Origin of the sequence: Fictibacillus sp. b24 (genome assembly GCF_030348825.1) — a bacterium.
In the GTDB taxonomy this organism is placed as follows: Bacteria; Bacillota; Bacilli; order Bacillales; family Fictibacillaceae; genus Fictibacillus.
Window position 1 is genome coordinate 2,135,987 of the sequence record NZ_JAUCES010000005.1, and the last position, 25,270, is coordinate 2,161,256.

At 38.8% G+C, this 25,270-nt stretch carries 30 protein-coding genes; all 30 read right to left on the reverse strand.

Features of this window, described 5'->3' with window-relative positions:
• Window position 1: 1 nt before the first annotated feature.
• The 30 genes from QUF49_RS10950 to xerC all read right to left on the reverse strand — a co-directional run bounded on the left by QUF49_RS10950 (window position 2) and on the right by xerC (window position 25,225).
• Complete coding sequence (locus tag QUF49_RS10950) at window positions 2–856, reverse strand: MinD/ParA family protein (protein ID WP_289495681.1); 855 nt, start codon at window positions 854–856, stop codon at window positions 2–4.
• Complete coding sequence (flhF, locus tag QUF49_RS10955; RefSeq protein ID WP_289495682.1) at window positions 849–1,973, reverse strand: flagellar biosynthesis protein FlhF; 1,125 nt, start codon at window positions 1,971–1,973, stop codon at window positions 849–851. The genes QUF49_RS10950 and flhF overlap by 8 nt, the downstream gene beginning before the upstream one ends.
• Window positions 1,973–4,006: a flagellar biosynthesis protein FlhA gene (gene flhA / locus QUF49_RS10960; protein WP_289495683.1), complete on the reverse strand. Its 2,034-nt coding sequence runs from the start codon at window positions 4,004–4,006 to the stop codon at window positions 1,973–1,975. The genes flhF and flhA overlap by 1 nt, the downstream gene beginning before the upstream one ends.
• 23 nt (window positions 4,007–4,029) lie before the next feature.
• Window positions 4,030–5,109 carry a flagellar biosynthesis protein FlhB gene (gene flhB / locus QUF49_RS10965; protein WP_289495684.1) on the reverse strand — a complete coding sequence of 360 codons (1,080 nt, stop codon included), beginning with the start codon at window positions 5,107–5,109 and terminating at the stop codon, window positions 4,030–4,032.
• A gap of 4 nt (window positions 5,110–5,113) precedes the next feature.
• Window positions 5,114–5,887 carry a flagellar biosynthetic protein FliR gene (fliR, locus tag QUF49_RS10970; RefSeq protein WP_289495685.1) on the reverse strand — a complete coding sequence of 258 codons (774 nt, stop codon included), beginning with the start codon at window positions 5,885–5,887 and terminating at the stop codon, window positions 5,114–5,116.
• A gap of 1 nt (window position 5,888) precedes the next feature.
• Window positions 5,889–6,161, reverse strand: coding sequence for a flagellar biosynthesis protein FliQ (fliQ, locus tag QUF49_RS10975; RefSeq protein ID WP_289495686.1), 273 nt, complete (start codon window positions 6,159–6,161; stop codon window positions 5,889–5,891).
• Between the two features lie 13 nt (window positions 6,162–6,174).
• Window positions 6,175–6,855 (reverse strand): flagellar type III secretion system pore protein FliP, encoded by a 681-nt coding sequence (fliP, locus tag QUF49_RS10980; RefSeq protein WP_289495687.1) that lies wholly within the window; start codon window positions 6,853–6,855, stop codon window positions 6,175–6,177.
• Complete coding sequence (locus QUF49_RS10985; protein WP_289495688.1) at window positions 6,848–7,507, reverse strand: flagellar biosynthetic protein FliO; 660 nt, start codon at window positions 7,505–7,507, stop codon at window positions 6,848–6,850. Before QUF49_RS10985 ends, fliP begins: the two co-directional genes overlap by 8 nt.
• A gap of 8 nt (window positions 7,508–7,515) precedes the next feature.
• Window positions 7,516–7,878, reverse strand: a complete 363-nt coding sequence (locus tag QUF49_RS10990; protein WP_197127729.1) for a response regulator — start codon at window positions 7,876–7,878, stop codon at window positions 7,516–7,518.
• Between the two features lie 18 nt (window positions 7,879–7,896).
• Window positions 7,897–9,033, reverse strand: a complete 1,137-nt coding sequence (gene fliY / locus QUF49_RS10995) for a flagellar motor switch phosphatase FliY (protein ID WP_289495689.1) — start codon at window positions 9,031–9,033, stop codon at window positions 7,897–7,899.
• Window positions 9,027–10,019, reverse strand: coding sequence for a flagellar motor switch protein FliM (gene fliM, locus QUF49_RS11000; protein ID WP_289495690.1), 993 nt, complete (start codon window positions 10,017–10,019; stop codon window positions 9,027–9,029). The genes fliY and fliM overlap by 7 nt, the downstream gene beginning before the upstream one ends.
• Window positions 10,020–10,172: 153 nt before the next feature.
• Window positions 10,173–10,601 (reverse strand): flagellar basal body-associated protein FliL, encoded by a 429-nt coding sequence (gene fliL, locus QUF49_RS11005; RefSeq protein ID WP_289495691.1) that lies wholly within the window; start codon window positions 10,599–10,601, stop codon window positions 10,173–10,175.
• On the reverse strand, window positions 10,602–10,817 hold the full coding sequence (locus tag QUF49_RS11010) for a flagellar FlbD family protein (protein ID WP_289495692.1): 216 nt from the start codon (window positions 10,815–10,817) through the stop codon (window positions 10,602–10,604).
• Between the two features lie 49 nt (window positions 10,818–10,866).
• Window positions 10,867–11,781 (reverse strand): flagellar basal body rod protein FlgG, encoded by a 915-nt coding sequence (gene flgG, locus QUF49_RS11015; protein ID WP_289495693.1) that lies wholly within the window; start codon window positions 11,779–11,781, stop codon window positions 10,867–10,869.
• Window positions 11,782–11,866: 85 nt separating this feature from the next.
• The gene (locus QUF49_RS11020) at window positions 11,867–12,241 is read right to left on the reverse strand and encodes a TIGR02530 family flagellar biosynthesis protein (protein WP_289495694.1); all 375 of its coding nucleotides are present in this window, start codon (window positions 12,239–12,241) and stop codon (window positions 11,867–11,869) included.
• Window positions 12,242–12,253: 12 nt separating this feature from the next.
• Window positions 12,254–12,706 (reverse strand): flagellar hook assembly protein FlgD, encoded by a 453-nt coding sequence (gene flgD, locus QUF49_RS11025; RefSeq protein ID WP_289495695.1) that lies wholly within the window; start codon window positions 12,704–12,706, stop codon window positions 12,254–12,256.
• A 7-nt stretch (window positions 12,707–12,713) separates the two neighbouring features.
• Window positions 12,714–13,877, reverse strand: coding sequence for a flagellar hook-length control protein FliK (locus QUF49_RS11030; protein WP_289495696.1), 1,164 nt, complete (start codon window positions 13,875–13,877; stop codon window positions 12,714–12,716).
• 16 nt (window positions 13,878–13,893) lie between these two features.
• Complete coding sequence (locus tag QUF49_RS11035) at window positions 13,894–14,451, reverse strand: MotE family protein (RefSeq protein ID WP_289495697.1); 558 nt, start codon at window positions 14,449–14,451, stop codon at window positions 13,894–13,896.
• A 15-nt stretch (window positions 14,452–14,466) separates the two neighbouring features.
• Entirely contained in the window at window positions 14,467–14,904 is a 438-nt protein-coding gene (gene fliJ / locus QUF49_RS11040; RefSeq protein WP_289495698.1) for a flagellar export protein FliJ, read from the reverse strand.
• The gene (gene fliI / locus QUF49_RS11045; RefSeq protein WP_289495699.1) at window positions 14,904–16,223 is read right to left on the reverse strand and encodes a flagellar protein export ATPase FliI; all 1,320 of its coding nucleotides are present in this window, start codon (window positions 16,221–16,223) and stop codon (window positions 14,904–14,906) included. Before fliI ends, fliJ begins: the two co-directional genes overlap by 1 nt.
• The gene (gene fliH / locus QUF49_RS11050) at window positions 16,213–17,019 is read right to left on the reverse strand and encodes a flagellar assembly protein FliH (protein ID WP_289495700.1); all 807 of its coding nucleotides are present in this window, start codon (window positions 17,017–17,019) and stop codon (window positions 16,213–16,215) included. Before fliH ends, fliI begins: the two co-directional genes overlap by 11 nt.
• Complete coding sequence (gene fliG, locus QUF49_RS11055; protein ID WP_066240774.1) at window positions 17,012–18,025, reverse strand: flagellar motor switch protein FliG; 1,014 nt, start codon at window positions 18,023–18,025, stop codon at window positions 17,012–17,014. Before fliG ends, fliH begins: the two co-directional genes overlap by 8 nt.
• 13 nt (window positions 18,026–18,038) lie before the next feature.
• A complete protein-coding gene (gene fliF, locus QUF49_RS11060; protein ID WP_289495701.1) occupies window positions 18,039–19,628 on the reverse strand; it encodes a flagellar basal-body MS-ring/collar protein FliF in 1,590 nt (529 codons plus the stop codon).
• An 80-nt stretch (window positions 19,629–19,708) separates the two neighbouring features.
• Window positions 19,709–20,008, reverse strand: a complete 300-nt coding sequence (gene fliE, locus QUF49_RS11065) for a flagellar hook-basal body complex protein FliE (protein ID WP_289495702.1) — start codon at window positions 20,006–20,008, stop codon at window positions 19,709–19,711.
• A 12-nt stretch (window positions 20,009–20,020) separates the two neighbouring features.
• Window positions 20,021–20,467, reverse strand: a complete 447-nt coding sequence (gene flgC / locus QUF49_RS11070; RefSeq protein ID WP_289495703.1) for a flagellar basal body rod protein FlgC — start codon at window positions 20,465–20,467, stop codon at window positions 20,021–20,023.
• Window positions 20,468–20,469: 2 nt separating this feature from the next.
• A complete protein-coding gene (gene flgB, locus QUF49_RS11075; protein WP_289495704.1) occupies window positions 20,470–20,856 on the reverse strand; it encodes a flagellar basal body rod protein FlgB in 387 nt (128 codons plus the stop codon).
• 679 nt (window positions 20,857–21,535) lie between these two features.
• On the reverse strand, window positions 21,536–22,315 hold the full coding sequence (codY, locus tag QUF49_RS11080; RefSeq protein WP_066240763.1) for a GTP-sensing pleiotropic transcriptional regulator CodY: 780 nt from the start codon (window positions 22,313–22,315) through the stop codon (window positions 21,536–21,538).
• A 24-nt stretch (window positions 22,316–22,339) separates the two neighbouring features.
• Window positions 22,340–23,734 (reverse strand): HslU--HslV peptidase ATPase subunit, encoded by a 1,395-nt coding sequence (hslU, locus tag QUF49_RS11085; protein WP_289495705.1) that lies wholly within the window; start codon window positions 23,732–23,734, stop codon window positions 22,340–22,342.
• 21 nt (window positions 23,735–23,755) lie between these two features.
• Window positions 23,756–24,295: an ATP-dependent protease subunit HslV gene (hslV, locus tag QUF49_RS11090; protein WP_289495706.1), complete on the reverse strand. Its 540-nt coding sequence runs from the start codon at window positions 24,293–24,295 to the stop codon at window positions 23,756–23,758.
• Between the two features lie 24 nt (window positions 24,296–24,319).
• On the reverse strand, window positions 24,320–25,225 hold the full coding sequence (gene xerC, locus QUF49_RS11095; RefSeq protein ID WP_289495707.1) for a tyrosine recombinase XerC: 906 nt from the start codon (window positions 25,223–25,225) through the stop codon (window positions 24,320–24,322).
• Window positions 25,226–25,270 lie beyond the last annotated feature (45 nt).

A 25,270-nucleotide genomic window follows, 5' to 3' on the forward strand; every position in this document is an offset into this window, starting at 1 on the left:
TCTACCTCTCAAAAAATAATGACTTTAACCTGATGATAAAAGATGTATAAGATGCTCTTTGATCTGCAGCAGCCCCAACGTAAGCTTGTGCTAGGTCGGAAATAGCTTTTGAAGCTGAAGATGCTGGCTTGTAAATTGTAAATGGAACTTGCTTCTTTACAGATTCCAATACACTCTGGTCTAATGGTATCTTTCCAAGACAGATCAGCTCTTTATCTAAAAACTTCTGGCATACATGTTTTAATTTGTTAAAAGTTTCTCTTCCTTCTCTCTCGTTTTCATAACGATTGATGACCAAGTAAAAGGGAAGATTTTTATCTTCTATATAGATGAACTTCATCATAGAATAGGCATCTGTCAATGAAGTGATTTCTGGTGTTGCAACGACTAAGATTTCATGACTTGATAATACAAATTTCAGAGCTGTTTCTGTTGCACCAGCACCCATGTCTAAGAAAATAAAGTCATAAAATTTTTCAAGCTCTTCAAGCTGCTTCACAAAATGATTCAGCATATCCTCTGTGACCTGTGCAAGTGAGCCGAAATTTCTCCCACCCGCGATTGTATGAAGACCATCTTTTCCTTCTTCAATGATCTCCCATACTGACAGCTGGTTTTGGAGCATATCCATAATGTGCTTATTCGATCTTCTGCCAAGAATCAGATCGACGTTCCCCATTCCAACATCCAGATCCAATACGAGTACTCTTTTTTTCATTTGTATTAAGGAAAGTGCCAAATTGACGGTTACATTTGTTTTGCCAACTCCACCTTTACCACTAACAACAGAAATCACCCTTGCACTTTTGGTGGATATTGTTATTTGTTTTCTGAGACTTGCAGCTTGATCAATCATGATTCGCTTTTTCCTTTATTAGCATTTGGATCAGTTCATCCGCCTTTGCTTCAAACATATCATCAGGAACGTTCTGTCCGTTTGTAACATATCCGATTCCCACACCATTTAAAATGGGTAGATTCATCAATGCACCAAAGGTCTTAGTTTCATCTTTCTTTGTGAAAATCACCTTGTGGACGGGCAAACTTTTAAACTGGTTATAGATGGTTTCCATATCTCTGTACTTTGAAGTTAACGATAGAACGAGATAATTTTTCATGTCTTTATCAAAATGGACAATACGCTGCAATTCTTCTATATAAAAGCGATTCAAGAAATTCCTGCCCGCAGAATCAACCAGCACAAGATCAAAATCTTTAAATTTTTCTTTTGCTTTCTTAAAATCATCTGCAGTATAAGCCACTTCACACGGAATGTTTAGGATTTCTGCATATGTTTTCAATTGGTCGATCGCGGCAATTCGATACGTATCTGTCGTAATAAACGCCACTCTCTTACCATCTTTTAGAACAGCTTTAGCTCCGATCTTGGCGATGGTTGTTGTTTTTCCAACACCAGTAGGGCCAATTAAGTTTAAGAATTTCGTTTCATAATGAAATCCACCAAACTCACTTTTCTTCATACGGGCACCTAAGTAGTTTGTAATCCATGTATGCCAATCGTATTGACTGGCTTCATCTCCTTCGAGACCATCGTATTTACTCGAAAAAGCTGCAACAAGTTCGTCAAGTATCAAAGTATCAAGCTCTTGATTTTTTAAGAACGTTTCCCATTCTTCGACTAAAGGAGCGTTGGTTTCCGTTTGTTTCGTTTGTATCGTAAGTGTGTGAACCATTTTCTTTAAGTGACGAATTTCTTGAGTCAGCTCTTCATCCTGGATAGGAACTTGCTGATGTTCTCTCACACTATTTTTTGTTTGTTTTTTTGTTTGCTGATAATCGATGTCCTGATCTAATCCTGCAAAGATTTCAAATTGCTTTTTTGTAAAAAAACCGAATAGTCCCCCAACTTGTACTTCTCTTGTATTTAAGATGACAGCACCGCTGCCAAGGTCTGCTCTAACTAGTTTCATAGCTTCCGGCAAGTTTTGTGCTGTATATTTCTTCACTTTCATCAGATGTTCACCACCCCTACACTTTTCACTTCGAGTTCAGGTTCTAATTCGTTATACGATAATACCGCCACATCTGGTAAATATCTTTCAATCAGCTGACGCACGTACATTCTTACTGCAGGAGAACACAACAGTACAACTGACTGGTCGAAGCTTCTGCCAGATTCCAATTCTCTTGTGATGCTGTCAAAAATGGACTGTGAATCGTGAGGATCAAGAGAAAGATAATTTCCGTGTTCTGTTTGCTGAACCGCGTCGGCTATCTTTTTTTCGACCGACCCGCCCAAGGTAATCACATGCAATGGTTCATTTTCATTTGTGTAACTTTTAGAAATCTGTCTGGACAAACCTTGTCTTACATACTCGGTTAATAAATCTGTATCTTTTGTCATTTTTGCAAAATCAGCTAATGTTTCAAAAATAACTGCTAAGTTTCGAATGGATATTCTTTCTCTTAAGAGTTTTGATAGTACTTTTTGAACTTCACCGATCGTAAGCGCATCTGGGGTAACTTCCTCTACTATTGCTGGGTATGATTCTTTTAGATGATCTACCAGCTGTTTCGTTTCCTGTCTGCCGATCAATTCGTGAGCGTGCTTTTTAATTACTTCTGTTAGATGTGTTGAAACTACAGATGGCGGGTCTACCACTGTGTACCCTGAGTATTCGGCGCGCTCTTTCATCTCTTCACCGATCCAGATAGCAGGAAGACCGAAAGCAGGTTCCATCGTTTCTATACCTTGTACTTCTTCATCTTCAATTCCAGGGCTCATCGCCAAATAATGATCCAGCAACAGCTCACCTTTTGCGACCTGACTGCCTTTAATTTTGATTCTGTATTCATTTGGCTGCAGCTGTATGTTGTCTCTGATTCTGACTACCGGCACAATCATGCCAAGCTCTAGAGCTAGTTGTCTTCTGATCATGACGATTCTATCTAACAAGTCCCCGCCTTGTGAGGTATCTGCTAACGGTATTAAGCTGTATCCAAATTCGAACTCAATAGGATCGATTTGAAGAAGGTTTACGACAGATTCAGGACTCTTCAGTTGTTCAGTCTGAATATCTTCTTCTACCACTTCTTCTTTTTCTTTTTGTTCTCGTTCTGCTTTTAAAAGCAGATAACCCCCGACTGCTAGAATTCCTCCGATCGTAATCGTGAAAAAGTCATTGATTGGTGTGAACAATCCGAGCATAATAATCGTTCCGCCAGCCACAAAAAGCATGATCGGATAGGCAAGTAATTGTTTGCTGATATCAAAACCAAGATTTCCTTCTGAAGCTGCTCGTGTCACGATTATTCCCGTTGCAGTTGAGATGATAAGTGCTGGTATTTGCGAAACCAATCCATCACCAACGGTCATTCTCGTAAACAATTCTGCACTCTCACCAAAACTAAGCCCCATTTGAAGCATTCCAATTATAATTCCAAATAACATGTTGATTAAAACGATAATAATACCAGCGATTGCATCACCTTTTACGAATTTACTCGCACCGTCCATCGCCCCATAAAAATCTGCCTCGCGTTCAATTGTTTCACGTCTTTCTTTCGCTTCCCGATCAGAAATCATACCAGCGTTAAGATCCGCATCGATACTCATTTGCTTACCAGGCATTGCATCGAGCGTAAATCTTGCTGCTACTTCAGATACACGTTCTGATCCTTTCGTTATAACGATAAATTGAATGATAATCAGGATAAAGAATACAACAATACCGACTAAAATATTTCCACCGACTACAAATTCACCGAATGTATGTACAACGTTTCCGGCATTGCCCGTAGATAAGATACTTCTTGTTGTCGAAACGTTTAGCCCAAGTCTAAAAAGTGTCACTAGCAAAAGCAATGACGGGAATATAGAGAATTGGAGAGGCTGTGTAGTATTCATGGCAATCAATATAATTAAAAGTGCCAGAGATATATTTGTTATGATTAAGAAATCCAACATAAAGGTTGGAAGTGGTATGACGAGCATGGCAATTATTAAAATTACCCCTGCTAAAACACTCATGTCTCTAGCTTTCATCTGTTAACTCTCCTATTCATTCCTTACGCTTTTTTCTTAACTCGGTACACAAAGGCTAATATTTCTGCTACTGCTTTAAAAAGATCTTCTGGAATCACATGACCGATATCAACTCGTGCATACAACGTTCTGGCTAGAGGTTTGTTCTCTACAACTGCTACGTTATGTTCTTTTGCGATCTCTTTAATTCTTTGAGCAATGAGATCCACTCCTTTGGCTACAACCACGGGAGCATCCATATTGCCATCGTCATACTTTAAACAGATCGCATAATGTGTAGGGTTAGTAATGATAACATCCGCTTTAGGGACTTCTTGCATCATTCTCCTCATAGCCATCTGTCTTTGTTTTTCCTTGATCTTTCCTTTTATCTTTGGATCACCTTCGGATTTTTTGTATTCATCTTTTATATCTTGTTTAGACATCCTAATGTTCTTTTCAAAATCGTATTTTTGATACATATAATCAAGAAACGCAAGAAAAAGTAAAACGAGTGAAGCTGCTAACCCCATTTTTATTGCCAAGCCTCCAAAAACTGGAAGTGACGCCTCGATACTTACAAGACTCATTCTTAAATAAACATCCCGCTCCATCCAGAGAACAAAGAAAGTCACGCCGCCTATGAACAAAATTTTTAGAAGCGATTTCGAAAGTTCAACTAGCGCACGAACAGAGTAGATTCTTTTAAAGCCTGATAAAGGGTTGATCCGTTCAAGTTTCATCTGAATCGCTTCTGTTGAAAACAGAAACCCAACCTGCAAATAGTTCGCTAGTACCCCACCTGCCATTGCTGCAATCATCACAGGTGCTAGAATAAGGGCAACTTCCATTGAGAGTTCCCAGAAAAGCTTTGGAATGCTCGTTTCTGTTACGTCATATAAAAGCTTTTTTTCAAGACTGTATGAAAAGAGATGAAGCAAACGCTCTCCAATCCAGCTCCCCATAAAAGCTAAAGACATAACGGAAACAAACAATACAAGAGCTGCATTTATGTCCGCACTTTTAGCAACCTGACCTTTTTTACGGCTTTCCTGTCTTTTTTTAGGAGTCGCTTTTTCTGTTTTTTCTTGAGAAAAGTATTGCAGGTGAAAAGGGTATTTCATCAGCTTAAGCAGCCCCTAACAATTTCATTAAATTAATCATACTGTCTCGCATTTGATCGACCAGCAATTGAACAGATACGAAGAAGGCTGGCATTATCACTAAAAATAAAACAAGTGCGATTAAAATCTTTACAGGAAGTCCAATAACAAAAATGTTCATCTGCGGGACCGTTCTCGCTACAATACCGAGTGCTAAGTCCGCTAAAAATAAAGTTCCTACAATCGGAATTGCCATCTGCAGAGCAACTAGAAACATTCCAGAAAATACACTTATTACAAATCTAGTCATGCCACCATTCCCAAAATTAGCAATGGCCGAATTCAGCGGCAGAAACTTATAGCTATAGAAGATACCGTCTAACAGCATATGATGGGCATCAGTAGCTAGTAAGAATAGAATCGCAAATGTGTATAGATACCTACCCATGAGCGGAGTTTGAATACCAGTCTGCGGGTCAAAGACGTTCGCGATAGCAAAACCCATCTGCAAATCAATAAATCCACCAGCCACTTGGATCGCATAAAACACAATCGCTGCAACAAAACCGATTGATAGCCCAATCATCGCTTCTTTTATTATCAACAGAAGAAACAAACCATTTATAGAAACAGGATCTGGGTTTATCGCATACAGCACGATCCATGATAAAAATAACGAAAGTCCAATTTTGTGAACTACGGGTAAATTTTTATTCGAAAACACAGGAATTGTTAAAAAAAATGCCGATACTCTAGTTAAGATCAATAAAAAGGCAGGAAATGCAGTGAACTCTATCATTTTATAATCCTATGTAATTGTGTAAATTTTGAAAGATATTTGATGTGAAGCCTAAAATTTGTGACAGCATCCAAGGTCCGAAAAAAACGAGTCCTACTAAAACCGCCACGATCTTTGGAATAAAAGCGAGTGTCTGTTCCTGAATCTGTGTGGTGGCTTGAAAAATACTGACGATCAAACCTACAACCAGTGCTAATGCGAGTAATGGTCCGCATAAAAGCAAAGTCATGTATACCCCTTTTTCAGCCAAAGATATTACAAATTGAGAATCCATCTTTCCACCTGCCCTAGTAGCTTAATAGCAATGATTTGACGATGAGGTACCAGCCATCCACTAGTACAAATAATAAAATCTTAAATGGCAGTGATATCATAACAGGAGGCAGCATCATCATCCCCATAGCCATTAAAATAGAAGCAACGACCATATCAATAATCAAAAATGGTACAAAAATCATAAATCCAATTTGAAACGCCGTCTTTAATTCACTGATCGCATAAGCTGGCACTAGAGTGGTTAAAGGGATATCTTTAATACTTTCGGGCTTTTTTGCTCCAGAATATTCCATAAACAGCATGAGATCTTTCTGCCTTGTGTGCTTTGCCATAAATTCTTTAATCGGAAGACTTCCTTTATCAAAAGCTTCCTCCTGAGTAATCTCACCTTTTACTAAAGGCTGAACAGCTTCTTTGTTCACTTCATGCAGAACAGGTGCCATAATAAAAAAAGTTAAGAATAAGGCGATACCAATTAGTACCTGGTTCGGCGGCATCTGCTGTGTTGCGAGCGATGTTCTGACGAAAGATAAGACAATGATGATTCTCGTAAAACATGTCATGAGAATCAGAATACTAGGAGCCAGCGAAAGCACAGTTAAGAGCAACAAAAGCTGAATGGTTGTTTCCATATTGGCTGGATCGCTATTGTTTATAAAATCCAAATCTAAACCAGGAATAAATTCATTCATGATGTTTCCCTTTCTCTAGTGCTTTCTGAATTTCTCTTTGTTGTTCCTTCTTGTCCTCTACAATCGAATTCAGCATATTTTTAAAGGAAACTGTCTGACTGCTTCCACCTTCATCACGAATTTCATCTTTACTTTTTAACCATTTTGATTTTAAATGACTCGTTATCGCTGAGACGTTTTGAGCCGTGTTTTGAGCCTGGTACTGATCGAGCATCATTTGAACTTCGGTTTCATCTGTAATCTCTTTTAATAGATTCACCGTATCCCCAACACCCACTACCAAGACTGAATTTCCAGTTTTGATAAGCTGAACAGAACGATTCTGCCCAATACCGATCCCGCCTAAAGACTGCAGGTTCTTTCCAACTTGAAAACGAACTGACTTTTTTTGGATAAAACGTAATACAAAAAACAAGATCGCTAGAACGACTCCGAGCATAAAAACTAGTTTAACAAGCATCATAAAAGTGCTTCCGCTATCAGAAGTGTTAGCTGTATTTACTTGCGGTGTTTGTTCTTTGTCGCTTTTTTGACTAGAGTCATTTACTGAGTCCCAGACGCTTTTTCCTGAACCGCTGCCTTCCGCTTGTACGCTGTATGGTACAAACGAAAGGCAAACTGCTGCAAAAATACTGATTAACCATCTATACATTGAACTTCTTAGCCTAAAGTCTTCTTAATCGCTTCAATAACGCGATCAGCTGCAAATGGCTTTACGATAAAGTCTTTTGCTCCTGCTTGAATCGCATCAATTACCATTGCTTGCTGACCCATCGCTGAACACATAATGATCTTTGCATCGGGGTTTGTTTTTTTGATCTCTTTTAATGCTGAGATTCCATCCATCTCAGGCATTGTAATATCCATTGTTACTAAGTCAGGTTTTAACTCTTGAAACTTCTCGATGGCTTGCGCACCATCTGCCGCTTCACCTACAACATCAAAACCGTTTTTGACTAGAATATCTTTAATCATCATTCTCATAAATGCTGCATCATCTACAACTAAAATACGCTCTCCCATTACACTTACCTCCGTTAGTTACTTCAATTTTTCTAAGCGATCACGCTGGCTTAAAATCTCTGTTACACGAACTCCAAAATTCTCGTCAATAACAACAACCTCGCCTTTTGCGATCATTTTTTGATTAACAAAAATATCTACTGGTTCACCTGCTAATTTATCAAGCTCTACAATCGAGCCTTGAGACATTTCTAAGATATCCTTAATCGTTTTCTTCGTTCTTCCTAATTCAACTGTTACTTGAAGCGGAATATCCAGCAGCATATCTAGATTCTTTGTCTCCGTTTGGTTCGATTCAAAATCTCCAAAGTCTGAAAAGCTTGCAGGCTGAACGGAAACATCCCTCATCTGCGGCTGATAGGAAGGTGCAGGCATCGGTCTTGTTTCTCGCTGAACCGGTTCCTCATAATGAGTGTAAGGTTGCGCTGGTGCAGCATCTTCTTTCTGAGGAACATAATCTGCAACAGGTTCATTCGGCATCACAGGTTCAGGATTCATAAGTTTATGTACTAGATTCTTAGAGAAATCTGCATCGATTAACTGCATGATATTTGAATCGATCAGTTCACCTACTTTGAGCCTGAATGATACTTTTACTAATATCTCTTCATCTGGAATTAAGCTTGTGTTTGATTCAACGTCCAGAAAATCAATCTTAGGCGGTGAAATATCGACCTTTTTGTTAAAAATCGTCGACATGGACGTAGAAGCAGAGCCCATCATCTGATTCATCGCTTCACCTACTGCACTCAGCTGAAGTTCACCGAAATCAGGAGAAGGATTCGTTCCTTCACCGCCAAGCATCAAGTCTGCAATGATCTGTGCATCCGTTTTTCGGATCACAAGTAAGTTTGCTCCTTCAATTCCTTCAGTGTAAGTTACTTGAACAGCGACATGAGGAATTGGAAACTCGTCTTTTAATTCCGTCCTTTTCACTACACTTACAGTAGGTGTCGTAATTTCTACCTTTTGGTTTAAAAGGGTTGATAGCGCAGTTGCAGCACTGCCAAAAGAAATGTTTCCAATCTCACCTAACGCATCTTGCTCAATAGAAGATAAATAATCTTCGGTTTCGGTCACTCCGGACGAGGAAGCACTTCCACCATTCAGCAAAGCATCAATTTCGTCTTGTGAAAGCATATCTCCACTTACCATTGATCCTCATCCTCCTTAATGGTTTCTATAATTTGAACGGCTAGCTTTTTCTTCACTTTACCGGGCTGGCCATAAAACTTAGGGTTGTTCTCCACTTTAATGACAAGTGGCTGATTAATTCTTTGATTCAGTTCGATACAATCACCGATTGATAAATGCAAAAATTCTTCTATCGACATTTCTGAAGATCCTAACTCAACCTTAAAGGGCAAAAGTGCATTTTTTAGCTTTTGTTCAATAAATTCAGTTTCCCCTGGTATTCTAGTTTTCTTTTTATTTTGCATCCAATGATGAACAGAGAGTTTTGGGATGATTGGTTCGATTACAACATGCGGAAGGCAAATGTTAATCATGCCGCTCGTTTCTCCGATTGTAGTGTTTAACGAGATAACAACTACCGTTTCATTTGGAGAGACCATTTGCAAAAATTGCGGATTAACTTCCAGATCGACCATGAAAGGATCTAGTTCAATAACGCTTGTCCATGCTTCTTTAAAACTATCAAGCGTGTTTTCAAACAACTGACTCATAATTCTCGTTTCAATTTCTGTCAGGTTTTCAATCTTATTCATTCCGGCCCCGCTGCCACCCATTACTCGATCAAGCATGGCGTATGCAATGTTAGGATTGACTTCCATTAAGATTCGTCCTTCAAAAGGCTGTGCTTCGAATACATTTAACAGTGTCATCTTTGGTACAGAACGAATAAATTCTTCGTATGGAAGCTGATCAACAGAAGCTACACCAATCTGTACATATGTTCTTAACTGTGCTGAAAAATAAGTCGTTAAAAGCCTTGCGAAATTTTCATGCAAACGAGTTAAACTGCGAATTTGTTCTTTAGAGAAACGAAGAGCTCTCTTAAAATCGTAAACTTTAACTTTATTCTCTGACTCTTCCTTTTTAAGCTCCTCTGCGTCCATCTCTCCTGTAGAAAGAGCTGATAAAAGAGCATCAATTTCGTTTTGTGATAAAACATCAACCAAGAGTCTCACCTCTTTTCATGCCGTTTTTAATGAATGGCTGTTCTCGCAAACTTTGTTGCTCTTGTAAGTAGTTGATTTCCGTTCCAATCAAATTGCAAACGAAGAGAATTCAATGACTTAAAAGCAACAACCTTTTAAAAAGAGCCAAATGACTTACTGTATGATTTTTTGAGTTGTGTAGACTCTGACTACTTTTCCATCTTGCATAACCTTATTAATCTCAGTCTTTAACTTATCTTCTAGAGAAACCAATCCTTTTTGTCCTGAAAGTTCTTCGGTCTTCATGTTTGAGATCTCATAGATGATTAAGTTGTTCACTTGAAACAATCTTTTTTCTAACTCATGTTTGGCATCTTTATTGTCCGCCTGAATCTTGAACTGAATCTTCACGTAAGCTTGATCTGCTAAATTGGTTGTCATCTCATCCGTTTGTACCATGAGCTTATCCAGTTCTTCAGCTGACGGTTCAGAAGCTTCCGTTTTTGGTGAGAATTGTTTAAATCCAAAATAGCCTGCCGCACCAACAAGGCCTATAGCTAAAAGCATCGAAAGCATAATGGTTATAACTTTATTGTTACCCAACTACAGACCCTCCTTCTTTTGATTGTTTATTGGAAACAGCGTGATTCCTCTATAAAATGAGGCAACCTTTTGAGCAACCTCTTCTTCGCTTTCTTTAACAACAAACTTCTTTCCCGTCGTTAACGTGATTGTTGTGTCAGGAAAAGACTGAATTTGTTCAATATAAATGGCATTAAGTGTAAACGTGTTACCGTTTAACTGGGTTAAAGAAATCATTTGGTTTCAGGGCTAAGCAGCTCTCTGCTCAACCCTTCCTCCCTTCACATTAACGTTTTAGGTTCACCAGTTCTTGAAGGATCTCATCCGATGTTGTTATGATTCTTGTATTCGCTTGAAATCCACGCTGCGCAACGATCATCTCAGTAAATTCTTCAGATAGATCGACGTTGGACATTTCGAGAGTTCCTGCAACGATAGTACCAGCACCACCAGCTCCTGGTGTATACATGTCTACTGCTTCAAATCCTGTATTATCGTTATCACCATTCATATCACCAGAGTTGACTGTATTCTTATATAAATTAGAGCCTACTTTTTCAAGACCCTCATTATTCGGGAACTTAGCCATCATAATTTGCCCCGCATTAAGTAAAGCCCCACTTGCATCTACATAACTTACTACTCCATCAGAACCTACACTAAAACTTTTTGCATTAGTTGGAATTACTATTTTTCCATAGCCTGTAGTAACAGTATTTGAAAGTGGTGTTCCAGTAGGTGCAGTAGAAGGATGCCCGATTACAAACATCCCGTCTGAATTAACTAAGTTACCCGTTTGATCTAAATAAAAATTACCTGCTCTTGTAAAATTCATTTCTGGAGTAGCCGAAAAGTTATAAGGTTGAGCACCATTCGTTGTGCCTGTACCCACGATAAAATAACCATCTCCTGAGATACCTAAGTCTAATGGTCTATTTGTATTTTGTAAGCTACCTTGAGTGTGAACTGTATCAATAGTAGCAAGCTGTGAACCCAATCCTACTTGTTTTGCATTAACTCCACCCCGACCTGCACCAGGTGCCGCTGCACCAGCAATCTGCTGACTCACTAAATCTTTAAAGGTTGTACGGCCCTTCTTGAAGCCATATGTATTAACGTTAGCAATGTTATTACCGATTACATCAAGCTTCACCTGAAAGTTTTTCATACCGCTGATTCCTGAATACATAGAACGTAACATTTGTTTTATCTCCCTTACTTGGTTTAGTAACTGCGTCTGTCATTCGGCAGTTTTTGTGAGCCTCCTGTAAAGGTCCAGCTCGTTTTTATTCGTCTATGACGATTGCACCATTGATGTTTGTAAAGATCTGAGATGTACTTTCGTTTCGATCTAACGCTGTAATCACCGTCTGATTTGGGGCATTTACGACAAGCGTGACATCTTTCATGATAACTAGAGAATCTTTAATACCTTTTTGTCCTGCTTCCATGATCTTTTCACTTATCTTGTTCCAGCTGAATTCTGATATTGTAATGTTCCTATCTTGAAGTCTTTTCTGAGCATGTTTGCTTACAGTGAGCTGATTTACAAGTTCTTTATCGAATAAAGACTTAAAAGATTGACTTATATCTTTTTGCTGACTTTGCTTTGGATAAAGGATCGGCTGGTACATTTGATGAGCGTGTATCCGTTCGCCCATAGTATCAACTCCTTAATTAGCCTGGTCTGATATCTTGATTACTTGAAAACTTGTAATTTTCGTTCCATCACTCAATTCGAGCTTTACAGAACCTTTTTCAAACAATACCGATTTCACAACCGCTTCTTTTTCTTCTATCTTTTTGTTTCCTTCTGCATTAACCGTTTCCGTTTCATAGGTAACGTGTTTGCCGATCATCTGACTCTGCTGCAAAAGCGAGGCTTCTGTTTGAAAAGTTAAGAACTGCTGCATAGTCTGATTCATATTCGTCATCTGTTCTAAAGAAGAAAAGCTTGCCATCTGTGCGATAAACTCACGATCTTGCATAGGACTCGAAGGATCTTGATTTTGAAGCTGTGTCATTAAGATTTTCAGAAAATCATCTTTTCCTAAAATATTTGAACCTGTTTGCTTCGTTTTTGCTTGGTAACTTGAAAGCATGAGGTCTTCAGATACTTTTGTCATAACTTCATCACACCTTTTCGTTTAATACCAATTGTGACAACTGTTCTTCGAAGGACAAATTCTCTAATTCAGTTTCATCTTTGCCGCTCTCTGAAGTCTGTTGCTGATCTTCATACCCCTGATTTCCTTGATCATGAAATTCGAAGTTTTGCTCATCACTCTTTACAAATACCTCTACCTTTTCAAATTCAATGTTTTGACTGGAAAAAGCTTGTTTTAATTGAGTAAGCTGTCCATCTAATGCCTCTTTGGCACCTTGATTAGAAGCAATAATCTTTGCTGCAATTTCTCCATGCTTTTGAATAAGCTGAATTTCAATTGTTCCAAGATGTTCAGGAGTTAACCGAATATTCATCTTTGTAAACCCTGCTTCATTTACAATGATTTTCCCACTAGTTATGATTCTCTGAACGTCACGGACGAACTGCTCTTTTTGTCCTTCTCCTTGTGAAACTGGAACTTTCAACGTCCATTGTTCAAGTGGCGTAAGCGGACTTTGTACTGTTTGAAGTTCTTTAATGGATGAAACCGTTTGTTCAGTCTGCTTTGTTGGTACATATCTCTGGAATGCTTGGTCTGCATAACTTTGTGCTTTTTTAACCGCAGTTAAAGTTTCTGTCACTTTTAGAAAAGCTGCTTTATCTTGAGTACTTTCATCGTTCAAAAGCTTCTTTACTTGCCCGAGAATTTGTTCCACTTGTTTCGTTATTGAATCTTTTTGATCGAGCTTCACGCCTGGAAACCACTTTTCAATGATGGCTGATACTTGTTTTTGACCAGTAGGAGATAATGTGCCGTTTTGATCGTTAACTATTGCTTGTAACAATAAAGCTAACTTCATCTCTTGTGCTGGATTAACAGCGACTTCTGAAAGATCGATTTGTTCCTGAAGCAGTTTCTCAAGCATTTCTTTCATTTCGGGCGGCATCTCGTTCAATATTGCCTGAACATTTTCTGAATCAATAGCTTCTGCATCCCAATCTAGTTCAGGCACTTCTGATAACAGATTTAAAATTATTCCACCCAACCCGTCTCCGTTTTCTTCTTTAATTACACCTGTTGATGTAAGTAATTGAGAAAATAATGAAGATGCGCTGGTTGCTTTTTGAGAATTAGAAGAGAGCGGTGAAGACTGAGTTGAAACAGCTGGCTGTGATATCATCATTTGCATGTTGTTCACCTCCTTTTTAAAGAGAATTGTTTGCCATTAACACTGTAAGTTCCGCTGCCCGTTTTGCATCAAGTTTGGCAAGGATCGAAGCTTGTGTTTCAGCTTGTAACAGCGCAAGAATGCTGATTACTTGATTGTTGTTCATCTCTGTCATAACAGCGGCTGCATCTTTTGCTGACATCGCCTCATAAAGCTTTTTTAACTGCGTATTCTCTTCGTCTTTTACACTCGCTTCAGCATCTTCCACTTGCTTTTCTAACAATGCAATATTGGTTTTTAAGTCTGTGACTTCCTTTTCTTTCTTTTGGAGATCCGCTGATAGCATCTTAATGTAATCTTCTTGTTCATCGAACTTTGATTTCCATTGTTTTTCTTGTACGTTACTTGTAACAGCAACCTCATCATCTTCTTTAAAGGCACTATTGATTACAGGTATCTTGTTTTTCGCCTCTTCGACAACATCTACTCCCATAAATGAAAGCACAATTCCAAAAACGGTAAGTGCAAATACCGCAGGGACAAAGATAACTAATAGAAACCAAACCAATTTGCTTGATTTTTCGTTTTGTTTCATGTGATCACCTGATTTTTACGACTTCGCAAAACGCAAAACTGAAAATTCATCGTTCTGCTTATTTTCATAAGAAGTTACTTCAACCTTATAGGCAGTTAATTGTTTTTCTTTCAGCTTTTCATATTTTTTTACTTCGATCGTCTGCTGAACCAATTTCTGCTGTATGATTTGCATTCTTTCTCTTGCTCTTTGAAGTACTGGCTGTAATTCTTTAATCTTGTTTGTCATGGATAAAAGGAAGCGCTGCGTATTTTGCAGGTCATTGACGACAATTCTTTGTTGAAACTGATGATTCGAAAGATTTTCAATGTCTTCTTTTCGTTTTAAAAGACTGTATATTTCTTCTGCAACGCTTTCGAATGCTTGAACAGCTTCTCCTAACTCTTGTTCTATCGATTCTTTCTCTTTTTGTTTAACGGTTAATACTTTTTCCATAGAGAAATGAAATGACATTACTGTTCATCCCCTCCAAATTCGATCAACAGCCGTTGTATGGCGTCTTCATAACTAACATCTTCATCTACTTGCTGCTTTAAAAAAGTTAAAATACTAGGGTACATTTGAATCGCTTCATCAACTGATTTAGATGAACCTCTTTTATACGCACCAATGCTTATCAAATCTTCTGCCTCTACATAAGAAGACAATAGTTCGCGCAAACGCTCTGCCGCTTGCCGATGCTCCTTTGGAACAATGTCATTCATCACCCTGCTGATGCTTTTTAATATGTTCACTGCAGGAAACTGACCTTTATTCGCTAAGTTTCGATCAAGTATAAAATGCCCATCCAGAATTCCACGAACTGTATCAGATATCGGCTCGTTAAAATCGTCTCCATCTACGAGAACGGTGTAGAATGCCGTAATTGTGCCAAACTTGTTCGTCCCTGATCGTTCAAGTAATTTTGGAAGTACCGCAAAAACACTAGGTGTATACCCTTTGGTTGTTGGAGGTTCCCCTACAGCAAGTCCGATCTCCCTCTGAGCCATTGCAACACGAGTTACTGAATCCATCATCAGCATGACGTTCTTGCCTTGATCACGGAAATATTCGGCGATGCTTGTAGCTGTCAGGGCACCTTTTATCCGCATTAATGCAGGCTGATCAGAAGTGGCGACCACCACAATCGAACGCTTCAGTCCTTCTTCTCCAAGATCTCTTTCAATAAAATCAAGCACTTCTCGGCCGCGTTCCCCTATGAGGGCGATGACGTTAAGATCAGCCGTTGAATTTCTTGCCACCATACCAAGAAGTGTACTTTTCCCTACACCGCTTCCAGCGAATATGCCTACTCGCTGACCTTTACCAACTGTTAAAAGACTATCGATCGACCGTATTCCTAACTGTATACTTTCATGAATTCTTGGGCGTTCCATCGGGTTTGGAGGCTCGTTCTCAGATGGAAAGCGGAACAACCCCCGAGGTAATGAAGAACCGTCTAAAGGCAACCCCATCCCGTCTAACACTTTTCCGATTAATGAGTGACCTACTTTAATCTCTAATGGCCGATCAGTAGCTTCTACCAAACTTCCTACTGCAATTTCCTTTACATATGTAAAAGGCATCAATAAAACATTTTCTTCCTGAAAGCCAACAACCTCGGCTTTTATTTTTAGTTTTTTAGTGTTTCCTGTATGGATATAACAAACATCACCTATAGATGTTTTGGGGCCTTTTGATTCGATCATCAGCCCAACAACCCGAATGACTTTACCATACCGTTTATATGAATCAATGGATTGAAGTGAGTCGATCAGCTGATCAACGTTCATGTTCTGTCACCTCAATTTGTTCAAGCAGCTTTTCTCTTATTTCTTTTAGCTGAACATCAAGAGTCGCATCAATCTTTCCAAACGGAAACTCGATTATTGCACCGTTATCTGTTAACGATTCATCTGGATAAATAAAAAGAGTTGCGGTCGACTGAAGCATATTTTTTAATTCTTCACGATATTCTTGAGTGAGTTCAAACCAATGTGCCGGAACGTACAACTTTATTTCTTCAAATTCCCGAGCTTCTTTTACAAGTTGTTTTACAATTGAGATCCAAGTTTCTGGAGTTTCTTGAAGCTTTTTACCCAGAATTTTTTCTGCTGCTTTAATCGCAAGTACAACCATCTGTGGCTCTGCCTCATTCAAAACACTGTTATAATCGTTTCTCAATTGGTCCATGTAACGCTTCACATCATTTAGTTGAGCAAGCCAATTTTCTTTACCTTGTTCCATACCATTTTGAAAACCAGCCTCATAACCTTCTGCTTTAGCTTTTTCAAATTCTTGCTGTAATTTTACTCGCCAAGCCGCCTCTTCTTCGGACATGATCTCTTGCTGTTCTTCTCTATATCTTTCAGCTGCAGCTGTAATGATAGCTGCCTCTTTTTTAGCTTCATCCAGTATCTTTTGTGCCTCATTTTTCAACCTGTTAATTTTTGTTTCATCATCTTCTTCTAACAAACAATCATTAACTTGAGATAAATGCGAAATCGATTGGATTCCGATTACCACTCGCCCTGTTTCAGCTTCACTTTTTTCTTTGTGATTGTGAAAAGATTTAATTACTTTAGACAATCACATCATCTCCTCCGCCTCTAGCAATAACGAGCTCCCCAGCTTCTTCAAGTCTGCGTATCGTCCCAACGATTCTGGATTGAGCTTCTTCTACATCCCTAAGTCTGACAGGACCCATAAATTCCATCTCTTCTTTAAAGTTTTCTGCCATACGCTGAGACATATTTTTAAACATAACTTCTTTAACCTCTTCACTTGAGGCACGAAGAGCAAGAAGCAAGTCTTCGTTTTGAACTTCTCTAATCACTCGTTGAATAGCGCGATTATCAAGTGTAACGATGTCTTCAAACACAAACATTCTTTTCTTGATCTCTTCTGCCAGTTCTGGATCTTGTATTTCAAGGGCGTCAAGAATCGTTCGTTCTGTACTGCGGTCAACTCCGTTTAGTACTTCAACAACCGCTTCTACTCCGCCAGCTTGTGTAAAATCTTGTGTAACGGTAGCAGAAAGTTTGCGCTCTAAGATTTGTTCCACTTCATTAATCACTTCAGGTGATGTTCGATCCATTAACGCGATCCTTTTTGCGATATCCGCTTGCATCTCTTGTGGAAGTTCAGATAAGATCTGTCCTGCTTGAGATGAATCCAAATATGACAAGATAAGAGCAATCGTTTGCGGATGTTCGTTTTGAATGAAGTTTAAAATCTGTCCTGGGTCCGCTTTTCGAGCAAAATCAAATGGTCTTACTTGAAGAGTTGATGTTAAACGGTTGATGATCTGCATTGCTTCATCTTTACCAACTGCTTTTTCTAATACCGTTTTCGCGTAGCCTATGCCGCCTTGCGTAATATAATCCTGAGCAAGCGCCAGCTGATGAAACTGTGTAATGATTTCTTCTTTTAGTGTTGAATCTACCTTTCTAACTTGCGAGATTTGAAGTGTCAATCTTTCAATCTCTTCTTCGCTTAAATGTTTATATACTTGTGCGGCTACATCAGGGCCTAAAGAGATAACGAGGATCGCTGCTTTCTCTTTACCTGACAGCTCTTTCATACCTTTTGCCATCGTTCGTTAGCTCCTATTCTTCTGATAACCATGTTCTTACAAGTTTTGCGAATTCTTCTGGCTTTTCTTTTGCCATTTTTTCTAACTGTTCTTTTCGTACCGTTCCTTCTGACCCTTGTTCTTTATTTACATCTGGAACGTAGAACGTTTCTTGCGTCTCCATCTCAAAGTCTTCAATCGTACCTTCTGTTTCTGTCTTCTTTTTACGAGAAAGCAAGAAGATTAGTAGAATGATAACGATCAGCAGAATACCGCCTACAACATAAATCCAATATGGGATTCCAGTCGAAACTGGAGCAGCTTCTTGTTTGCCATTAAATGGCTGCGCTGAAACGAATATCTTTTCTTGAATCTGTTCTTCCGTCAACTGATTGTTTATATCTTTGGAGATGCTAGTCCTAACGATCGCACTCAAAATTTGTTCAATATCGTCCAGACGTTCTTGCGGAAGAGAATCTGGCTTATCAGGCGTTGGTGGCTCAACCATTACTTGAATTCCTAAATCACGAATCTGGTAAGGACTTTCAACAATTTCTTTACGAATTTTATTTACTTCATTGTTGATACGCTCTTCAACTTTTTCATAGTCACCGTTTGATCCAGCTGTAGATCCAGGATAAGTTGGAACTTCTTGATCACCCGTTCCTCCTACACCGCCTGCCGGAGCTCCCTCACCCGTAAATGTTTCACGAATTCGCTCGACACTCACTTCGATGCCTTTCATATTCTCTTGATCGACTGGCTCTACAATGGTTTCTTCACGTTTTTCTTCAGTAAAATCAATGTCTGTCGTAACAGTTGCCACTACTTTACCTTGCCCCATAATGGTTGATAGCATCTGTTGAACTCGTCTCTGAAGATCTCTTTCAACATCCTGCTTAATTTTACGCTGTTCTTCATACTTAGAAGCTGATGAAGTGGAACTTACTGAATTCAAATCGTAATAATTAAAGTATTGGTCTGTAATGACGATATTCTCCATAGGCAGGTTCGCCACACTTTTAGAAACAAGATGATAAAGCGCTTTTACTTGATCTTCATTCAACTTGGCTCCAGCACCTAAGGATAGAACGACAGAAGCAGACGCTTTTTCTTCTTCTTGATTCACCCAGACACTGCTTTCAGGCAGTGTGATCATCACACTTGCATCTTCAACTCCATTAATGCTTTTTATCAAGTTTGCAATCTCTGTTTGAGTAGCTTCTCTTTCAAGAACTCCGAATTCCTTATCTGTAATCCCAAACCCAGATTTTTCTCCAAAATACGAAAAATCGATATTCCCGCTTTCAGGCAATCCTTCAGCCGCAAGCTGCACTTGAACGTTGTTCACCTGTTCTTCAGGAACCATGATCGTCTTGCCGCCATCTCGAACTTCATTAGCGACACCTTTACTATTTAAGTTCTCTTGTATCTGCCCTGCTTCCTGAGGGGAAAGATTCGAGTACAATGGAACGAGAGTAGGTCTTGACATCATGACCGTTAGAAAAATAAATCCTGCGATAAAAAGGAATATTCCTGCGAGAATTAATCCTTTTTGTGTGTTTGAACGTGTTTTAAATCGCTCGGTAATTTGCTTGGTGATGTGTATCCATTTTTCTTTCATTTTTTCCCCCGATAAACACAATAAAAATTTTAAAAGCTACCCCCAAAACAGAATGCATCTTTCGAAATATGTATTAATTATTAAACTTGCATCCTCATGATTTCCTGGTAGGCTTCAACAACTTTATTTCGGATTTCAAGAGTCGTTTGCATGGTTACACTTGCTTTTTCAGCTGTTATCATAACCTGATGAAGGTTGTCCATATTCCCATTCATCAGTGCTTGTGTAGCATTATTTGATTGTGCTTGTGTTTCGCTTAACGTATCTAAAGCACCTTTCAGATAGCTCTTAAAGTCTTCTTGAGCTTCAAAAGGTGTCGTTTTTGCTGTTGGAGTACTATTACTTATACTCTGAAGCGCTCCGATTGAAATTTTATCCATGTCTCACCACTCCTAACGGCCAATTTCTAATGCTTTTAAGTACATTCCTTTTGCTGCGTTTAATGCAGTAACATTTGCTTCGTATGATCTAGTAGCACTCATTAAATCAACCATTTCTTTAAGTGGATCCACATTCGGAAGAAGAACGAATCCATCTTCGTTCGCATCAGGATGATCAGGCTGATAAACCGTCTTGAATGGCGATTGATCATTTATTACTTGATTTACTTTAACTCCCGAAAGTTCTCCTTTATTTACCGCTTTATTAAACATGGTTTTAAAACTAGACTCACCTGAACCTAATACAACCATTTTGCGCTGATAAGGCTCCCACTTACCATTTTTAAATGTCCCTCGTGTCGAATCGACATTAGCCATATTAGATGAAGCGACATCCATTCTAAGCCGTTGAGCGGTTAAACCGGATGCCGAAACATTCATTGCATCAAAAACTCCCATATCTATCTCCCGCCTTTAACAACCATCTTAATCGAATTGAATTTTCCGTTAATACGCTGCACAAGTGTCTGATAATAGAGTTGATTCTTCGCTAACTCTGCCATTTCTTTATCTACATCTACATTGTTGCCGTTATGATTCATCACTGTATTCGCTTTTTCTTTTACATAATAAGAAGATGACGATCCAGTACTAAATGAAAAATGACGTTGATCTGTTCGATGTGCTTGTAAACTTCTTTTTAATTCCTGATTAAAAACCGTTTCTTTCGCTTTATATCCAGGAGTGTCCACATTAGCCAAATTATTTGAAATGGTTTTTTGTTTTAATGCCGATCCATCTAATGCCATTTCCAGGTTTTTCATGATAGGGCTAGAGAACAAGTTCATCACTTCCCTCTTTTTTACTATATATGTTTCAACTATTGTAAATTCTTACCTCACTATCATATTTTAAGTGATATATCCAAAAAGTGTCTATGTATTTTTTCCCAAAATGACTTTTTTCGATAGAAAGAACTATATTTCGACCGTGACTTTGTGCCTAAATTCGTTTCTAGTAATAAAATCCCTATATTCAAGCTTGATGCGGGACGACTATACTACATTCGCATTCATCGACATATTTTTACAATTTATCTCATATAAAAGGTCTTTATGTATTACTTCGCGCGTATTTCTCTGATGGCGCTCGTAGCGTTCATAAATGCCGCTGACGAGCACAAATTTTCATGAACAAACATAAATCTCTCTTAAAAAGGATATAAAATTCTTTCTACCAGCAATTAATTACTAAAAAAAGGCTCTATTCTAAATGATTGTTTCTTTTATTTTTATTGTCTTCTTTGAACAGTTGGTTGTAGTGTAAGGTGCGAGACTCCTGCGGGACAGGCGGGCAGGTGAGACACTTAAAAGTGAAACGTACAAATGTGGCTCACCGCCTGCCCCGCGGAAAGCGAGCTGCCTAAAACGGAAATCAACTACTCTCGAAAGCAACAATGAATTCGAAAACAGCCAAACAAAAAAACCAACCCCACTACTAATGGGATTGGTTTATTCATGCTACTTATTATGAAGTTTTTAGTTTCTCAAGTTCAAGTAAGAACTTATCGTTTAATACTTTAATGTACGTCCCTTTCATACCTAGTGAACGAGATTCGATTACACCAGCGCTCTCTAGTTTTCGAAGAGCGTTTACGATAACAGAACGAGTAATTCCAACTCTGTCTGCAATTTTACTTGCTACTAGAAGCCCTTCATTGCCTTCTAGTTCTTCAAAAATATGTTCGATTGCTTCTAGCTCACTGTAAGATAGTGAACTGATCGCCATCTGCACAACGGCTTTGTTACGAGCTTCTTCTTCGATTTCTTCAGCTTTCTCACGAAGGATTTCCATTCCAACTACTGTTGCTCCATACTCCGCTAATACTAAATCATCTTCCTCAAATGAAGTAGATAGTCTTGAAAGGATTAGAGTACCTAGTCTTTCTCCTCCACCAACGATCGGAACAATCGTAGTTAAACCTGTAGAGAAAAGATCTTTGTTCTCGACCGGAAATGCTGTATAGTCACTTTCCACATCAATATTTGAAAGAGATTCAGTAATATTGAAAAGATTTTTTGTGTAATCTGTAGGAAATTGACGGTCTTCAATCATTTTTTTCATGCGCTCGTTTTCGATTTCTTGTTTAAGAGCAAGACCTAAAAGTTTACCGCGGCGGCTAACTACAAAAATATTAGCTTCTATTACCGTGCTAAGTGTTTCGGCCATCTCTTTAAAGTTTACTTGTTTACCACCTGTTTGTTGTAGCATTGAGTTAATGCTTCTTGCTTTGTTTAATAAATTCATTGTCTTTCTTCCTCCTACTGCATCCTATAAAATATATTGGCTCAGATCCTTGTTCTTTGCGATGTTAGCCAGTTTTTCTTCTACATACTCGGGTGTAATGGTTATTTGATCTAAACTTATATCAGGCGCTTCAAAAGATAAATCTTCCAGCAAGCGTTCTAATATGGTATGAAGTCTTCTAGCACCAATATTATCAGTGTCTTGATTAACTTCATATGCGATACTTGCAATCTTAGCAATAGCATCGTCAGAAAATTCAACATTTATACCTTCTGTACTCAATAGAGCTTTATACTGTTTGATTATCGCATTATCAGGCTCTATTAATATACGTGTAAAATCTTCAACAGACAAGTTATTTAATTCAACTCGGATTGGAAATCTTCCTTGAAGCTCCGGAATCAGATCTGATGGCTTCGAGATATGAAAAGCACCCGCAGCTATAAACAAGATATGATCTGTTTTAATTGATCCGTATTTTGTAATAACTGTTGAACCTTCAACGATCGGAAGGATATCTCTCTGAACACCTTCTCGGCTCACATCCGCAGAGTTTTGGTTCTTTCCAGCTATCTTATCAATCTCATCTATAAATATAATACCTGTTTGTTCTGTCTTGTAAACTGCTTCACTCGTAACATCATCCATATCAATTAATTTAGCTGCTTCATCTTGCGTTAAAACCTTACGAGCTTCACGAACTGTCAGTTTGCGTTTTTTCTTTTTCTTTGGCATAAGTCCGCCAATCATGTCTTGCATGTTCATTCCTACTTGCTCAAGACCTGAGCCTTGGAACATATCTAGCATAGACGGATTTTGTTCATCCACTTCAACCGTAACGAGGTGATCTTCCATCTCGCCAAGAGCAAGCTTTTGCGCCATCTGATTGCGCTTTTGTCGAAGATCAGCAGCATCGTCTTGCTGCGGTTTCTGTTCTTGTTCTTGATTCCCGCCGCCAAAGAACATTTCAAGTGGATTTTTGAAACTTGTTTCAGTCTTTTTACCTGGGACAAGAAGCTCGACTAGACGCTTATTCGCGTTCTGCTCCGCTTTGTCCTTTACTTCGTTCATCCTTAATTCTTTTACAAGTCTTACTGAAGTTTCTACAAGATCACGGACCATCGAATCGACATCACGTCCTACATAGCCAACCTCAGTGAACTTCGTAGCTTCAATTTTTATAAAAGGAGCTTGAGCAAGCTTCGCAAGCCTTCTAGCGATTTCTGTCTTACCAACACCTGTAGGACCAATCATTAGAATGTTTTTAGGCGAAACTTCATCACGCAGTTTGTCATCGAGCAAACTTCTTCTATAACGGTTACGAAGTGCAACTGCCACAGCTTTCTTTGCATCTTTTTGACCTATAATATATTGATCTAACTTCTCAACAATCTGCCTTGGAGTTAATTGACTATTCATTGCAACCGCTCCTTTACTTTTTTACAATTCTTCAAGAACTATTTCTGTGTTCGTGTAAACACAAATCTCACCAGCGGTCTTTAACGATGCAAGAGCTATTTCTTTTGCAGAAAGCTCAGGAGCGTGATTCTTCAGTGCCCGGCCAGCCGCAAGAGCATAATTACCCCCAGAACCGATCGCCAAGATTCCATCATCCGGTTCAATAACTTCTCCTGTACCAGAAATCAAAAGCATATGTTCGTGGTTCATAACAATAAGCAACGCTTCAAGTTTTCGCAAAACTTGATCTGTGCGCCATTCCTTAGCCATTTCGACTGAAGCTCGCTGTAAGTTGCCGCTGAACTCTTCTAACTTGCTCTCAAATTTTTCATACAGCGTAAATGCATCAGCAACAGATCCAGCAAATCCCGCAAGTACTTTTCCGCCATATAGCTTTCTGACCTTTCTGGCTGTATGCTTCATTACAACCGCATTTCCGAAAGTAACCTGGCCATCGCCCGTCATTGCTGCTTTACCGTTGTGCCGGATTGCAAATATTGTAGTAGCATGAAATGTTGACATTGAAAAATCCCTCCCTTTTTGTTTTTATGCACGAGGATGCGCATTATTATAAATTTTTTTCAAATGGCTTTTTGAGACATGTGTATAAACTTGTGTAGAGGATAAATTTGAATGGCCTAAGAGTTCCTGAACGGCTCTTAAATCTGCTCCTTCATTCAACATATGTGTCGCAAACGTATGACGTAAAACGTGCGGGCTGATATGTATGGTAAGCGACGATTCCTCAATTAGTTTATTTAATATGTTTCTTACGCTTCTCGTACTTAAAGGTTCCCCTTTATAGTTTAAAAAAAGAGAATTTGACTTATTTTCTGTTTTTTCAAGCAGCTGTTTCCGCCCGTCGTTGATATATCGTTCAAGGGCCCCTCTTGCAAAAGATCCGATCGGTACATATCTTTCTTTTTTCCCTTTTCCTTTTACGAGCGCAACTTCTACAGATAAATCAAGGTCCTTCAGCTGCATTTTGCAGCATTCACTGACACGTATTCCAGTTCCGTAAAGTAGTTCGAGTATCGCCTGGTTTCTTTGTCCCATTGGTGTTGTAACATCGGACACATTGAAAAGCCTCTCCAACTCTTTTTCATAAAGAAATTGAGGAAGCATTTTTGCTTTTTTAGGCAATGATGCCATAGCGAAAGGATTATGTTCTTCAACGATTTTTTCACGATTTAAAAAACGATAGAGACTTCGCATCGCTGAGATCTTCCTAGCTACTGTGCTTCTTGCGTATTTCTTTTCATGAAGAGTTACTAAATATTGCCTCACTAAAACATAAGAAACAGCAGCGAATCCTTCGATTGCTTGCTGTTTCAAAAAAGAAGTAAAATCATTAATATCTTTTTCATAGTGTTCAATCGTATAAGGTGAACAGTTCTTCTCGATCATTAAATAATTCAGAAAATCTGCCACATGCTGGCGTTCTGACCTCATTTCACACACCTCACAAAGCCCCTAAATCGTAACACAATTTAGGGG